The following is a 12,113-nucleotide window of genomic DNA, read 5'->3' as shown; positions in this document are numbered from 1 at the left end:
GCGGCCCGCCGCCAAGCCATGCCCATCATGCACACCATGCCCACCCGCCCGGCCACTGCTGGCGCCGCCCCGGCCTTGCCGGCCCGGCGCCAGCGCGGCTACTGGGCCAGCGTCTGGCTGCGCCTGCGCCGCGACCCGGTCGCGGTCGGCGCGGCCAGCGTCGTGTTGCTGTTGCTGCTGCTGGCGCTGTTCGGCCCGTGGCTCGCACCGGCAGACCCGTACCAGTCGTCGATGCTCCAGCGGCTCAAACCGATAGGCACCGCAGGCTTGCCGCTGGGCAGCGATGAACTGGGCCGCGACATGCTCACGCGGCTGATCATCGGCGCGCGCTTGTCCCTTTTCATTGGCATCACGCCGGTGCTCTGCGCCTTCGTGCTGGGCACGGCCATCGGCATCGTTGCCGGCTATGCCGGCGGCCTGGTGAACACGCTGATCATGCGCACCATCGACGTGTTCTACGCCTTCCCATCGGTGCTGCTGGCCATCGCGCTGTCGGGCACGCTGGGCGCGGGCGTGGTCAATTCGCTGATCTCGCTGACCATCGTGTTCATTCCGCAGATCGCGCGCGTGGCCGAAAGCGTGACCACGCAGGTGCGCACCCGCGATTACGTGCAAGCGGCGCGCGCCTCGGGCGCCGGCCCCTTGACCATCGTGCGGGTGCATGTGCTGGGCAATGTGCTCGGGCCGATCTTCGTCTATGCGACCGGCCTGATCGCGGTCTCGATGATCCTGGCCTCGGGCCTGTCGTTCCTGGGCCTGGGCGTCAAGCCGCCGGAGCCCGAATGGGGCCTGATGCTCAACACGCTGCGCACCGCGATCTACGTGCAGCCCTGGGTGGCAGCGCTGCCGGGCGTGATGATCTTCATCACCTCGATCTCTTTCAACCTCCTGTCCGACGGCCTGCGTTCGGCGATGGACAACAAGGGCTAAACCAAGGGCTAAACGATGGAGCAACCCATCGATATCGGCGGACCGGCGCAACCGCTGCTGACCATCAGCGGCATGGTCAAGCATTTTCCGCTCAAGAAAACCGCGTTCGGCGCCGGCACCGTGGTGCGCGCCGTGGACGGCGTGGACTTTCAGGTCATGAAGGGCGAGACGCTCGGCGTGGTCGGCGAATCGGGCTGCGGCAAGTCCACGACCGCGCGCCTGCTGATGCAGTTGCTGAAACCGACGCGCGGCCAGATGGTGTTCGACGGCCGCGCGATCGGCGGCCGCGACCTGCCGCTCAAGGAATTCCGCCGCCAGGTGCAGATGGTGTTCCAGGACAGCTATGCCTCGCTGAACCCGCGCCTGAGCATCGAGGACACGGTGGCCTTCGGCCCGCAGGTGCACGGCATGCCCCGGCGCGCGGCGCGCTCGAACGCGCGCGACCTGCTCGCGCGCGTGGGGCTGCCGCCGCAGCGCTTGGCCGAGCGTTATCCGCACGAGTTGTCGGGCGGCCAGCGCCAGCGCGTGAACATTGCGCGGGCGCTGGCGCTGCAGCCGCGCATGGTCATCCTCGACGAGGCGGTGTCGGCGCTGGACAGATCGGTCCAGGCGCAGGTCATCAACCTGCTGCTGGATCTGAAAACGGAGTTCGGCCTGACCTATCTGTTCATCAGCCACGACCTGAACGTGGTGCGCTACATGAGCGACCGCGTCATGGTGATGTACCTGGGCCAGGTGGTCGAGATCGGCCCGGTCGATGCGCTGTACGCAGCGCCGGCGCATCCGTACACGCGCGCGCTGCTGTCGTCGATACCGTCGCTGGACCCGGAGCAGCGCAGCGAGAAAGCAGCGCTCTCGGGCGATCCGCCGAATCCGATCGACCCGCCCACGGGCTGCCGCTTTCACCCGCGCTGCGCGCTTGCCGCGCCGGTGTGCGCCCGGCGCGCGCCCAAGCCCATCGCCGCCGGGGCGCAACATGCGGCAAGTTGCCTGGTCCATGAACCGGACAGCGGGCACCCGATGGCGCAACAGCGCCGGCAAAGGCCGGCCGCATGAACGCCGCCCGGCCGCCCGAGGGCGTTCATACCGCAGCCGAAGGCGAAGGTACTCCAGCGAGCGCAGCAAACGGCGCTTCAGCCGAACCCATGGTCCGGCTGCGCGACCTTGGCGTCACCTTCAGCGGCAGCGGCGGCGGCAAACCCGTGCGCGCCATCAGCGGCGTGAGCCTGCAAGTGCAGCGCGGCGAGGTGCTCGCGCTGATCGGCGAGTCGGGCTCGGGCAAGAGCGTGACCATGCGCACCTTGCTGCGCCTGCACCCGGAGCGGCGCACGCGCATCGACGGCCTGGTGGAGGTGGCCGGTCGCGCCGTGCTCGCGCTGTCGCAGCGCGAATTGGCCGACTTTCGCGGCAAGGTCGCGTCGATGATCTTCCAGGAGCCGCTGCTGGCGCTCGACCCGGTCTATCCGATCGGCGCGCAGATCGTCGAATCGATCCGCCGCCACGAATCCGTCACCCGGGCCGAGGCCCGGCAACGCGCGCTCGCGCTGTTCGAGCGCGTGCAGATTCCAAGTCCCGAGCGGCGCCTGGCCGCCTACCCGCATGAGCTGTCCGGCGGCATGCGCCAGCGCGCGATGATTGCGCTCGCGCTGGCCTGCCAGCCGCAGTTGCTGCTGGCCGACGAGCCGACCACCGCGCTCGACGCGACGGTGCAAATCCAGATTTTGTTGCTGCTGCGCCAGTTGCAGCGCGACCTCGGCCTGTCGGTGATCTTCGTCACGCACGACATCGGCGCCGCCGTCGAGATCGCCGACCGCATCGCCGTGATGTATGCGGGCCGCATCGTCGAGGAAGGCACGGTCCGCGAACTGCTCGGCGCGCCGCGCCATCCATACACCATCGCACTGCTCAAGAGCAGCGCGCACGGCGCGCTGGCACGCGGCACGCGGCTTGCGACCATCGCCGGCGCGCCGCCCGACCTGTGCGCGCTGCCGCCCGGCTGCGCCTTTGCCGAGCGCTGCGCGCTCGCGCGCGCGGCCTGCCACGCCGCGCCGCCGCCGATGGTCGAAATCGCACCGAATCGTCGCCTGCGCTGCATCCATACGGATGCCGCCACATTGCCGGACTGACGGACTGACGGGCTGTCCGGTTGTCCGGTGGTGCGCGCGTCATCGATGCCGCTGGCACCGCGCGCCGCCGGGCTTGTCGCCGCCCGGGCCGGCGGGGTCGAACCGGTCATCGATCGCCTTGGCCGAGCGCAGCGCAGCGGCGCGCTGCGGCCAGGGCCGGTGCCGCGATGCGGCTATGTTCCGGGCTTGGAACGACCGCCTTGCGCCAACGGATGCGCCTGCCCGAGATCCTCCAGAAACGCCAGCGTGATGTCGTTCAGACGCTCGCGCCGGCGCGAAACCATGTGGAACTGCACGTCGTAATACATCACCGCCGGATTCACCGGCGCCAGCAAACCGGCCTCGACATAGGACGCGGCAAAGTGCTCCGGCAGATAGCCCAGGTGCCGCCCAGACAGCACCAGCACCGCCGTCGCCTCCATGTTGTCGGTCACCGCCGTGATTTGCAGCGCGGGCAGCCATTGCTGCGCTTCGGGCAGCGGGTAGCTGCGCCAGACCCAGTCGCAGCCCGAGAGCTCGTCTGGCATCAGTTGGCCGGCCCGGTCGAACAGCGGGTGCTCCCGGCCGCAATAGGCCAGTTGCCGCTCCGAGAACAGCGGGGTGTATTCCAGCGTCGGCATATGGCGCCAGAAATAGCCGACCGCCACCTGGATTTGCCCGCTGACCAGTTGCTCCTCCAGATGGCTGGGCGAGCGCACGATGATGACGAAGCGCACCGCTTCGTCGCGCTGGCGAAAACGCGCGATGGCCTGGGCGATGCGCCGGTTTTGCTCGATCGGCGCATACCCGATCAGGCCGATGTTCAGGCTGCCGACCAACTGGCGCTCCAGATGGTGCGCCTGCGCGCTGAAGTCGCTCAAGGTGTCGATCAACCGCCGGGCGATCGGGGTGAAACGCTCGCCCTTGGGCGTGAGCTGAAAGCCGCCACGGCCGCGCGCGCACAAGGAAAAGCCCAACCGGGTTTCCAGTGTCGCCAGTTGGCTGCTCAGGGTCGGCTGGCCCACGTTGAGCGTCCTTTGCGCGGCCGACAGCCCGCCCGCGTCGACGATGGCCAGGAAGACGCGGATCAGCCGCAAATCGAGATCGGCAAATTGGGGCGCCATGGTGCTTCTCTCCATTGTGCTGCATCGATGCCCATCGATAGGCGCACCGGCCATCGGGATGCCGGAACGCAGCAAGCTGCGGCCCGACGATACCTCGATGGCACCCCCCGGGCCGTGCACCGCCTGCGGCAAAGCGCAGGCCGCAGCGTGCCGGCCATCGGCAGCGCTGGCAGCGCCGATGCGGGTTTTGGAGCGCTTCGGGCCGCAGCAGTCTGCGGTACGCTGGACAGTCCGGACGCCTGCCCCCGCAACCGCAACCGCCCCCGCGAACACCCGCATTCCCGGCCATGCCCACCGACCCGCGCGCGCTTTTGACACCAGAGATCACCGTCCTCGAACGCGGCTGGTTGTCGGCCAACAACATCCTGTTCATCGGCCCGCAGGACACGGCCCTGGTGGACACCGGCTACTGCGGCCATGCCGAACAAACCCTGTCCCTGGTGCAAGCCAGCCTGGGCGAGCGCCCGCTGGACCGCATCCTCAACACCCACCTGCACAGCGACCACTGCGGCGGCAATGCCGCGCTGCAACGCGCCTGGCCAGCGCTGCGCACGGCCATTCCACCGGGGCAGGCGCTCCATGTGCGCCACTGGGACCCCCAGGCGCTGAGCTACACGCCCACCGGCCAGGAATGCCCGCCGTTCCACTTCGACACGCTGCTCACGCCCGACTCCTGCGTGCTGCTGGGCAACCGGCCCTGGCAGATACATGCCGCCCCCGGGCATGACCCGCACTCGGTGGTGCTGTTCGAGCCGCAGCAGCGCATCCTGCTGTCGGCCGATGCGCTCTGGGAAAACGGCTTTGGCGTGGTGTTCCCCGAACTGGCCGGCGGCGGCGCGGCATTTGCCGAAGTGGCCGCCACGCTCGATCTGATCGAGGCCCTGGCCCCCCGGGTGGTGATTCCGGGCCACGGCCCGGTGTTTGCCGATGCCCCGCGCGCGCTGGAAGGCGCGCGCCGCCGCCTCGACGGCTTTGTGCGCAACCCGACCAAGCACGCGCTGTATGCGGCCAAGGTGCTGCTCAAATACAAGTTGCTGGCGTGGCAGCAGATCACCATGGCCGAGCTCAGCCGTTGGGCGCAGGCCACACCGTACTTCGACATGTTGCACGCGCGCCATTTCGCCGACCAGACCGCCGCCGAATGGCTCAGCAGCCTGGTCGACGATCTGGTGCGTTCCGGCGCGGCCGTGCGCCAGCGCGAGTGGCTGCACAATGCCTGAGGGATGGGCCTGGCTTGCAGTTTGCTGCGCCCCTGGCGCCTGCCGGGGACCCGCCCGGGGCCGGCTGGTGTCGCGTCACCGATCATCTGTCGGTCTGCGCTGGCCATCGAAGCGCATCGCGGCGTTGCATCGCTTGCCAATACGCTCAGTATTGGCTGCGCGATGCGCCTTGCGCTGCGCTCCGATGGCTGCGCGCAGCCTACGACATCTGATCGGTGACGCGACACCAGTGTCCCGCCATCCGAAAGCACACCCAAGGTACTCGAAGGTACAATGCGCGGTTTGTCATCGGCGAGAGCGACGCTGGCAGCACCCACGCCGGGCCGCCGTGAAAAACGACGCACGAATGCCCACCACTGGCTCACCACCGACCCCCGCCCAGCGCAAGGACTGCACACCCAATGATCGCCCAGGCCCCTTGCCGGCCCGCCCGCAAAGCGCGCAGACCTTGAAGCTGCGCGTTGCCAGCCGCGCCGGTAGCGGTGGCGCCGGCGGTGTCCGGCTGATGTTTTCCATGTGTCCGTTTTTGATTTCGAGGTTGTTCCATGCCCGCTGAAAAGTCTGCAAAGCCGCCCAAATCTGCTCCAGGCCCCGCCACGAAGGCGCCTGCCGCCCCGGCTGCCAAGACGCCCGCGGCGCCCGCGAAGGCCGCAAGCAAAAAGCCCGCCCCCGCCCCGACGGCACCGGCCGCCAAGACCGCCAAAGCCATGCCCGTGAAAAACACTGCCGAGCAGACAAAAGTCGCTGCGGCCAAACCCGCCAGCGACTTGCCCAAAAGCAAGCCCGCCAGCGCCAGCAAACCGGCCGCCCCGGCCGGAAGCACCCCCCCGAAAAAAACCCCGGCCCCGGCTGCCACCGCCGCTACTACTACTGCGGCGGCTGCAACCAGGACACCCCCCGCCAAGCGCGACCCCAAGCCAAAGCCTGCCGGCAACCAGAGTGCCGATCCGGGCAGCACCGTGGTGGCGCCCGCGCGCAGTGACGACACCGACCTGTCCGATGTAGAAGCAGACCTGGAAGGCGAGGTCGAGGAGGTTCCCGAAGCGGCGGTTGCGGTCGAGAAGGTCAAGCCGCTGCGCATGAAGATCAGCAAGGCCAAGGAACGCGCGCTGATGAAGGAGTTCGGCCTGGACGAGACCGTTCTGTCCGAGGAAGACCTGGCCCGGCGCCGTTCGCGCCTGAAGACCCTGATCAAACTGGGCAAGACGCGCGGCTACCTGACCCATGTCGAGATTTCCGACCACTTGCCCGACAAACTGGTCGATGCCGAAACGCTGGAAGCCGTCATCACCACGCTGAACGACCTGGGCGTGGCCGTCTACGAGCAAACGCCCGATGCCGAAGCGCTGATCATTACCGACAATGCCCCCACCGGCGCCAGCGAAGAAGAGGCCGAAGAGGCCGCCGAAGCGGCCCTGTCTACCGTCGACAGCGAGTTCGGCCGCACCACCGACCCGGTGCGCATGTACATGCGCGAGATGGGCACCGTGGAACTGCTCACGCGCGAAGGCGAGATCGAAATCGCCAAACGCATCGAAGGCGGCCTGATGGCGATGATGGAGGCGATCAGCGCGTCGCCAGCCACCATCGCCGAAATACTGAACATGGGCGAGGAAATCCGCGCAGGCAAGGTCGTGATCTCGACCATCGTCGATGGCTTTTCCAACCCCAACGAGGCCGACGACTACGTGGCCGAAGAAGACTTCGACGAATTTGACGAAGCCGATGACGACGACGGCAAGGGCGGCTCCAAGGCGCTGACCAAAAAGCTCGAAGAACTCAAAAAGCAGGCCCTGGAACGCTTTGACAAACTGCGCGATCTGTTCGAGAAAATGCACAAGGTCTACGACAAGGACGGCTACGGCACGCTGGCCTACGTGCAGGCCCAGCAAGCCCTGTCGGCCGAGCTGATGACCATACGCTTTACCGCCAAGACCATCGAAAAACTGTGCGACATGGTGCGCGGCCAGGTCGATGATGTGCGCCGGAAAGAACGCGAGCTGCGCCGCATCATCGTGGACAAATGCGGCATGCCGCAGGAAACCTTCATCAAGGATTTCCCGCCCAACCTGCTGAACCTGCAATGGGTGGAAAAGCAGGCGGCCATGGGCAAGCCCTGGTCTTCGATCATTGCGCGCAACATCCCGCCGATCCAGGATTTGCAGCAAAAGCTGATGGACTTGCAGTCGCGCGTGGTGGTGCCGCTGACCGAGCTCAAGGTCATCAACAAGCGCATGAATGAAGGCGAGGCCACCTCGCGCGATGCCAAAAAGGAAATGATCGAGGCCAACCTGCGCCTGGTGATCTCGATTGCCAAGAAGTACACCAACCGTGGCCTGCAATTCCTGGACCTGATACAGGAGGGCAACATCGGCCTGATGAAGGCCGTGGACAAATTCGAATACCGCCGCGGCTACAAATTCTCGACCTATGCCACCTGGTGGATCCGCCAGGCCATCACGCGCTCGATCGCCGACCAGGCGCGCACCATCCGCATCCCGGTGCACATGATAGAGACCATCAACAAGATGAACCGCATCAGCCGCCAGCACTTGCAGGAGTTCGGCTTCGAGCCCGATGCCTCGCTGCTGGCCGCCAAAATGGAGATACCCGAGGACAAGATCCGCAAGATCATGAAGATCGCCAAAGAACCGATCTCGATGGAAACCCCGATCGGGGACGACGACGACAGCCACCTGGGCGATTTCATCGAGGACGCGAGCAACACCGCCCCGATAGAAGCCGCGATGCAGGCCGGCCTGCGCGACGTGGTCAAGGACATCCTCGACGGCCTGACGCCGCGCGAAGCCAAGGTGCTGCGGATGCGCTTCGGCATCGAGATGACCAGCGACCACACGCTGGAAGAAGTGGGCAAGCAATTTGACGTGACGCGCGAGCGCATCCGCCAGATAGAAGCCAAGGCGCTGCGCAAGCTCAAGCACCCGAGCCGTTCGGACAAGTTGCGCAGCTTCATCGACTCGATATAGCACGCACCCCTGCGGACGCACGCCGCGCAAACGGTGAAAAACACGCAGGCTCGGCCCCGCTACGACGGCCCTGCCGCCGGGGGCCGCCATCCCTGATGCATGGCTCAGGCCACGGCCTGCTTGCCTTGCAGGGCCTGCACCTGCTCCGGTGTGTAGCCCAGCTCTGCCATCAGGGCAGCGGTGTGCTGACCCAGAACCGGCGGCGGCGAGCGCACACCGAGCCGCTGCCCGGCCATGCGCAGCGGCAGCAGCGCAGTGCGCACCGTCTGCCCTGCCCGTTCGCCATCGGGCAAGGTGATGTCGGCCAGGCCCCCGGTCGCGTTCAGGTGCGGGTCGTCGAACAGTTGCTCGGGCCGCGCGATCGGCGCAAACGGCAGTCCTCGTTGCTCGAAGATGGCCGCCAGTTCGCCGGCGCTGTATTCGGCCAGGCGCTGGCGCAGTTCGGGCAGCAGCCTGGCACGGGCGCGCACGCGATCGTTGTTGCTCAGCAATTGCGGATCGGCCTTCAGGTCCGCAAAGCCCAGCGCATCGCAAAACGCCAGCCACTGTGCATCGCTGACCGCCGCCAAAAATATCTGCTCGCCGTCTTTCACGCTGAACACGTCGTACAGCGCCCAGGACGAAATACGCTCGGGCATCGGGGCCGCCGGCTGGCCGGTCACGGCGTACTGCAGCATATGCTGGCCGACCAGAAAGACGTTGTTCTCGAACAATGCCGAATCCACCTCCTGCCCGCGCCCGGTGATGCCGCGCTGCATCAGCGCCGCGATGGCCCCGAGGGCGCCGAACATGCCGCCCATGATGTCGTTCACGCTGGCGCCGGCCCGCAGCGGATCGCCCGGGCGGCCCGTCATGTAGGCCAGGCCCCCCATCATCTGCACCACTTCGTCGAGCGCAGTGCGGTGCTCGTAAGGCCCGGGTAAAAAGCCGCTGTGGTTCACAAGGATCAGGCGCGGATTGCGCGGACTCAGCGCAGCGTAGTCGAGCCTGTATTTCGCCATCACCCCGGGTTTGAAGTTCTGCACCACCACATCGGCCGATGCCGCCAGTTTGTGCGCCACTTCCAGCCCCTCGGGGCTGCGCAGATCGAGCGCGATGCTTTTCTTGTTGCGGTTGAACATCGAAAAAAAGCCCGCCCCCGACCCCAGCAGATGGCGCGTGCGATCACCATCGACCGGCTCGACCTTGATGACCTCGGCACCAAGATCGGCCAGCACCATGCCGCAGGTAGGCCCCATCACCATGTGCGTGAATTCCACGACCCGCAGGCCATCGAGGGGCAAAGGACGGCGGTCAGCCTGCGCTGCGCCAGACGCAGCAGTGGGCGCGATGGGTGTGCAAGTCATGGGGCAACGATACGGGATTTTGCGCGCTGTGGGCCGGACATTCCTAGTGTCGCGTCACGGATCAGATGTCGTAGGCTGCGCGCAGCCATCGGAGCGCAGCGCAAGGCGCATCGCGCAGCCCATACCGATCTGTATTGGCAAGCGATGCAACGCCGCGATGCGCTTCGATGGCCAGCGCAGACCGACAGATGATCGGTGACGCGACACTAGCTTCATTTCCATCCTTGCCACCTTGGGGCACTGCGCTGCGGGCTTACACCGCAAAAGGGGGCGACCCGACAGCAGTGCCACACCGGCCATGGCGATCGACAAACCCAATACCTTGCCGCCATGCCTTGATTTGCCGAGGATTTTCCTGATGGCGACACCGGCCAGCGCATACGCCATGAAACAGGCGCTGGCAATCTGCCCTATCGGGTTGAAAATCAGCAGCAGATTTTGCATCCCGATTTGGCGCCGATCGATGAATTGCGGCAACCGCGCGGCAAAAAACAACAGGGCTTTCGGGTTGAAGGGGGCAAACATGAAGCCCTCTTGCAAATGGGTCAGGGGGCCATATCGCTTGCATTGCCATTACCGCCGAGCGCACCAGAATGCCTGACGCGCAGCAGCGTCACTCCCGGATACATGGTGCAGGCGGCACCGGGATATTGGTTGGCCAGCCAGGCGGTCGCTGAAGCCATGCCGCTTTCGGAAATCACCAACCAGGCAATGATGGCCTGAACCGTCGAGGCGATGGCATTGCCGATCCCTGCGATACCGCACGCCAGCCATCCCTTATTCCATTTTCAAATCGTTCGTGAACGCGAAGCCGACAAAGTGCACGGATGTTTCAGGAATGAAATCATTGGCCCCGGTGGCCAAAGCCCAAAGCATCGCCGGGACGATGGAAGCGATGAGAAGCGCAAGGCAGCATGAAATGACGGATTCGTGGCCCACTGGTGGAGCAGCTTCGCCTTCGGGCGGCCGCGCGGCGCTCATCGCGCACTGTACGGAAGATTTTGACCGGCTTATTTTCCAAATGCCCGGGGCCGTGCCCGATGGGTTGCACCGTTGCCGCCAGCGCCGCACGCCGCTGTCTGCATGCCATCCCAAACCATGAAACGCCCACAACAGTCTGATACATAATATCGTGCCAGCGTATATGTATCATGCATTTTGAGCTACCAAACTTGTAGCAAAATAGGTTTCGCGCTGCAAAGTGGCAGCGTGTCCGGCAGTGCCGTGCAGGCGACCACCCGCACTGAGCACCGACCCTGATACTTGCGCCAGGAGAAGCGTCCATGAGCTCCAAAGAAAATACCGCCATCAACCAGTTGTTCGCAAAGCTCGAATGCCGCTATGCGCTGCGCGTGCTGTGGGCCTTGAAGGACGGTCATCCCCAAACCTTTCGTCTGCTGCAAGACAGCGTGGGCAGCATCACCCCCAATACGCTCAACACCCGCCTCAAGGAACTGCGCGCCGCAGGCTTTGTCGACCATGGCAGCGACGGCTACACCATCACCCCCTCGGGCGCCGATCTGCTCAAGCGGCTGAACGATGTGCAAGCCTTCGCCACCCGCTGGGTGGCCAGCCAGGCCAAGAAGGTGGAAGCAGGTTGATGTGAAACGCCCCCTGCCCCTGCGCGCCGCCGGCGGCGCCTGCATGTGGCCGGCGGCTTGGCAAGGCCGGTTCCGTGGCCTGCCCGGCTTCGGGGCGGTGCCCGTTGGCATGGGTCTGCGCTGAAACCGGAGGCGGTTCAGTCAAACAGCGCCTTGTCCAGCGGTTCGTACTGGGCAGCGCCTACGGCCTCCCGGATTTTCGGGGCCAGCGCCGCCAGATCGTCAAAGCTCCTGGCCCCCTCGACCGCCAGGTTCAGGCGAAAACCGCGCAACCCCAGACGCGCCGTCAACTCGGCGGCGATCGGGTAGGCCGCCTGGTAGCGCTGCGGCGGCGAGCGCCCCGGGTCTTGCTCCGGTGGCGCGGTGGCAGGCACCGCCGCCGGCGGTTGCTCCGGCAGCGGCACCAGCAGTCCCGCGTCCATCATGGCCTGGACATCGCCCTGCGTGATGCCCATGGCGACGGTCGCGCCCAGAACTTCATCGATGCTGCGCTTGCCGTCAAACAAAATGAAGGCCGACCGCTGGCGCGAACTCAAACTGCCGTGCCGGTTCTTGAGCGCCTCTTGCCCGGCCTGGGTTTTGATGAGAACCATGGTACCCCCTCGCAAAACAACCGTTGAGTACCCGCGCAAGGGATGCATCAGAAGCACTGATGTACGGGATTGAAACACCCGCCCCTGCGCCGGACATCGCAACACGCTCAGGCATCGTTTCATGCCTTCCGGAAAACACGAGTCTCCTGTTCCGCCCCCGACCGAATGGGGCTGGACATTGGCGGGGCTGCCAGTCGTTCCAACAGC

14 protein-coding genes are annotated in these 12,113 nt (G+C 66.0%); 9 read left to right on the top strand and 5 right to left on the bottom strand.

Annotated features, from left to right (window positions below):
• Positions 1–27: 27 nt before the first annotated feature.
• The 3 genes from VEIS_RS10090 (at position 28) to VEIS_RS10080 (ending at position 3,056) form a co-directional block, all read left to right on the top strand.
• Positions 28–930 (top strand): ABC transporter permease, encoded by a 903-nt coding sequence (locus VEIS_RS10090; protein WP_041950725.1) that lies wholly within the window; start codon positions 28–30, stop codon positions 928–930.
• Positions 931–945: 15 nt separating this feature from the next.
• Positions 946–1,986, top strand: coding sequence for an ABC transporter ATP-binding protein (locus VEIS_RS10085; RefSeq protein WP_011809818.1), 1,041 nt, complete (start codon positions 946–948; stop codon positions 1,984–1,986).
• Positions 1,987–2,075: 89 nt separating this feature from the next.
• Positions 2,076–3,056 carry an ABC transporter ATP-binding protein gene (locus VEIS_RS10080; protein WP_011809817.1) on the top strand — a complete coding sequence of 327 codons (981 nt, stop codon included), beginning with the start codon at positions 2,076–2,078 and terminating at the stop codon, positions 3,054–3,056.
• Positions 3,057–3,229: 173 nt separating this feature from the next.
• Here the strand turns inward: VEIS_RS10080 and VEIS_RS10075 are convergent, their stop codons facing one another.
• Complete coding sequence (locus tag VEIS_RS10075; protein ID WP_011809816.1) at positions 3,230–4,159, bottom strand: LysR family transcriptional regulator; 930 nt, start codon at positions 4,157–4,159, stop codon at positions 3,230–3,232.
• Between the two features lie 287 nt (positions 4,160–4,446).
• Between VEIS_RS10075 and VEIS_RS10070 the strand changes: the two genes are divergently transcribed.
• From VEIS_RS10070 to rpoD, 3 genes are all read left to right on the top strand, one after another.
• A complete protein-coding gene (locus VEIS_RS10070) occupies positions 4,447–5,379 on the top strand; it encodes an MBL fold metallo-hydrolase (RefSeq protein ID WP_011809815.1) in 933 nt (310 codons plus the stop codon).
• 67 nt (positions 5,380–5,446) lie between these two features.
• Positions 5,447–5,935 carry a hypothetical protein gene (locus VEIS_RS28550; RefSeq protein ID WP_157048462.1) on the top strand — a complete coding sequence of 163 codons (489 nt, stop codon included), beginning with the start codon at positions 5,447–5,449 and terminating at the stop codon, positions 5,933–5,935.
• Positions 5,925–8,366, top strand: coding sequence for an RNA polymerase sigma factor RpoD (gene rpoD, locus VEIS_RS10065; protein WP_041949949.1), 2,442 nt, complete (start codon positions 5,925–5,927; stop codon positions 8,364–8,366). The genes VEIS_RS28550 and rpoD overlap by 11 nt, the downstream gene beginning before the upstream one ends.
• A 104-nt stretch (positions 8,367–8,470) precedes the next feature.
• Here rpoD and VEIS_RS10060 read toward each other — a convergent pair whose 3' ends face one another.
• Both VEIS_RS10060 and VEIS_RS28545 read right to left on the bottom strand, forming a co-directional pair.
• Positions 8,471–9,712, bottom strand: coding sequence for a CaiB/BaiF CoA transferase family protein (locus VEIS_RS10060; protein ID WP_011809813.1), 1,242 nt, complete (start codon positions 9,710–9,712; stop codon positions 8,471–8,473).
• Between the two features lie 54 nt (positions 9,713–9,766).
• Positions 9,767–10,156 carry a hypothetical protein gene (locus VEIS_RS28545; protein ID WP_157048461.1) on the bottom strand — a complete coding sequence of 130 codons (390 nt, stop codon included), beginning with the start codon at positions 10,154–10,156 and terminating at the stop codon, positions 9,767–9,769.
• On the opposite strand from VEIS_RS28545, the gene VEIS_RS28540 reads away from it, so the two are divergent.
• Positions 10,151–10,435 carry a hypothetical protein gene (locus VEIS_RS28540; RefSeq protein WP_157048460.1) on the top strand — a complete coding sequence of 95 codons (285 nt, stop codon included), beginning with the start codon at positions 10,151–10,153 and terminating at the stop codon, positions 10,433–10,435. The genes VEIS_RS28545 and VEIS_RS28540 overlap by 6 nt on opposite strands.
• Before the next feature lie 54 nt (positions 10,436–10,489).
• Here the strand turns inward: VEIS_RS28540 and VEIS_RS28535 are convergent, their stop codons facing one another.
• On the bottom strand, positions 10,490–10,693 hold the full coding sequence (locus VEIS_RS28535; RefSeq protein ID WP_157048459.1) for a hypothetical protein: 204 nt from the start codon (positions 10,691–10,693) through the stop codon (positions 10,490–10,492).
• A gap of 302 nt (positions 10,694–10,995) precedes the next feature.
• On the opposite strand from VEIS_RS28535, the gene VEIS_RS10050 reads away from it, so the two are divergent.
• Positions 10,996–11,313 (top strand): winged helix-turn-helix transcriptional regulator, encoded by a 318-nt coding sequence (locus tag VEIS_RS10050; protein WP_011809810.1) that lies wholly within the window; start codon positions 10,996–10,998, stop codon positions 11,311–11,313.
• Between the two features lies 1 nt (position 11,314).
• Positions 11,315–11,437: a hypothetical protein gene (locus tag VEIS_RS31110; RefSeq protein WP_265259634.1), complete on the top strand. Its 123-nt coding sequence runs from the start codon at positions 11,315–11,317 to the stop codon at positions 11,435–11,437.
• Positions 11,438–11,450: 13 nt separating this feature from the next.
• Here VEIS_RS31110 and VEIS_RS10045 read toward each other — a convergent pair whose 3' ends face one another.
• Positions 11,451–11,906, bottom strand: coding sequence for a hypothetical protein (locus VEIS_RS10045; RefSeq protein ID WP_011809809.1), 456 nt, complete (start codon positions 11,904–11,906; stop codon positions 11,451–11,453).
• Between the last annotated feature and the right edge of the window lie 207 nt (positions 11,907–12,113).

Origin of the sequence: Verminephrobacter eiseniae EF01-2 (assembly GCF_000015565.1) — a bacterium.
Lineage (GTDB): Bacteria > Pseudomonadota > Gammaproteobacteria > Burkholderiales > Burkholderiaceae_C > Acidovorax > Acidovorax eiseniae.
This window is presented reverse-complemented; position numbering and strand designations above follow the sequence as displayed.

Bases quoted from the DNA above. Each gene is read 5' to 3' on its own strand.
- VEIS_RS10090 (WP_041950725.1), top strand. From the start codon at position 28: ATGCACACCATGCCCACCCGCCCGGCCACTGCTGGCGCCGCCCCGGCC.
- VEIS_RS10085 (WP_011809818.1), top strand. From the start codon at position 946: ATGGAGCAACCCATCGATATCGGCGGACCGGCGCAACCGCTGCTGACC.
- VEIS_RS10080 (WP_011809817.1), top strand. From the start codon at position 2,076: ATGGTCCGGCTGCGCGACCTTGGCGTCACCTTCAGCGGCAGCGGCGGC.
- VEIS_RS10075 (WP_011809816.1), bottom strand. From the start codon at position 4,159: ATGGCGCCCCAATTTGCCGATCTCGATTTGCGGCTGATCCGCGTCTTC.
- VEIS_RS10070 (WP_011809815.1), top strand. From the start codon at position 4,447: ATGCCCACCGACCCGCGCGCGCTTTTGACACCAGAGATCACCGTCCTC.
- rpoD (WP_041949949.1), top strand. From the start codon at position 5,925: ATGCCCGCTGAAAAGTCTGCAAAGCCGCCCAAATCTGCTCCAGGCCCC.
- VEIS_RS10060 (WP_011809813.1), bottom strand. From the start codon at position 9,712: ATGACTTGCACACCCATCGCGCCCACTGCTGCGTCTGGCGCAGCGCAG.
- VEIS_RS28545 (WP_157048461.1), bottom strand. From the start codon at position 10,156: ATGCAAAATCTGCTGCTGATTTTCAACCCGATAGGGCAGATTGCCAGC.
- VEIS_RS28535 (WP_157048459.1), bottom strand. From the start codon at position 10,693: ATGAGCGCCGCGCGGCCGCCCGAAGGCGAAGCTGCTCCACCAGTGGGC.
- VEIS_RS10050 (WP_011809810.1), top strand. From the start codon at position 10,996: ATGAGCTCCAAAGAAAATACCGCCATCAACCAGTTGTTCGCAAAGCTC.
- VEIS_RS10045 (WP_011809809.1), bottom strand. From the start codon at position 11,906: ATGGTTCTCATCAAAACCCAGGCCGGGCAAGAGGCGCTCAAGAACCGG.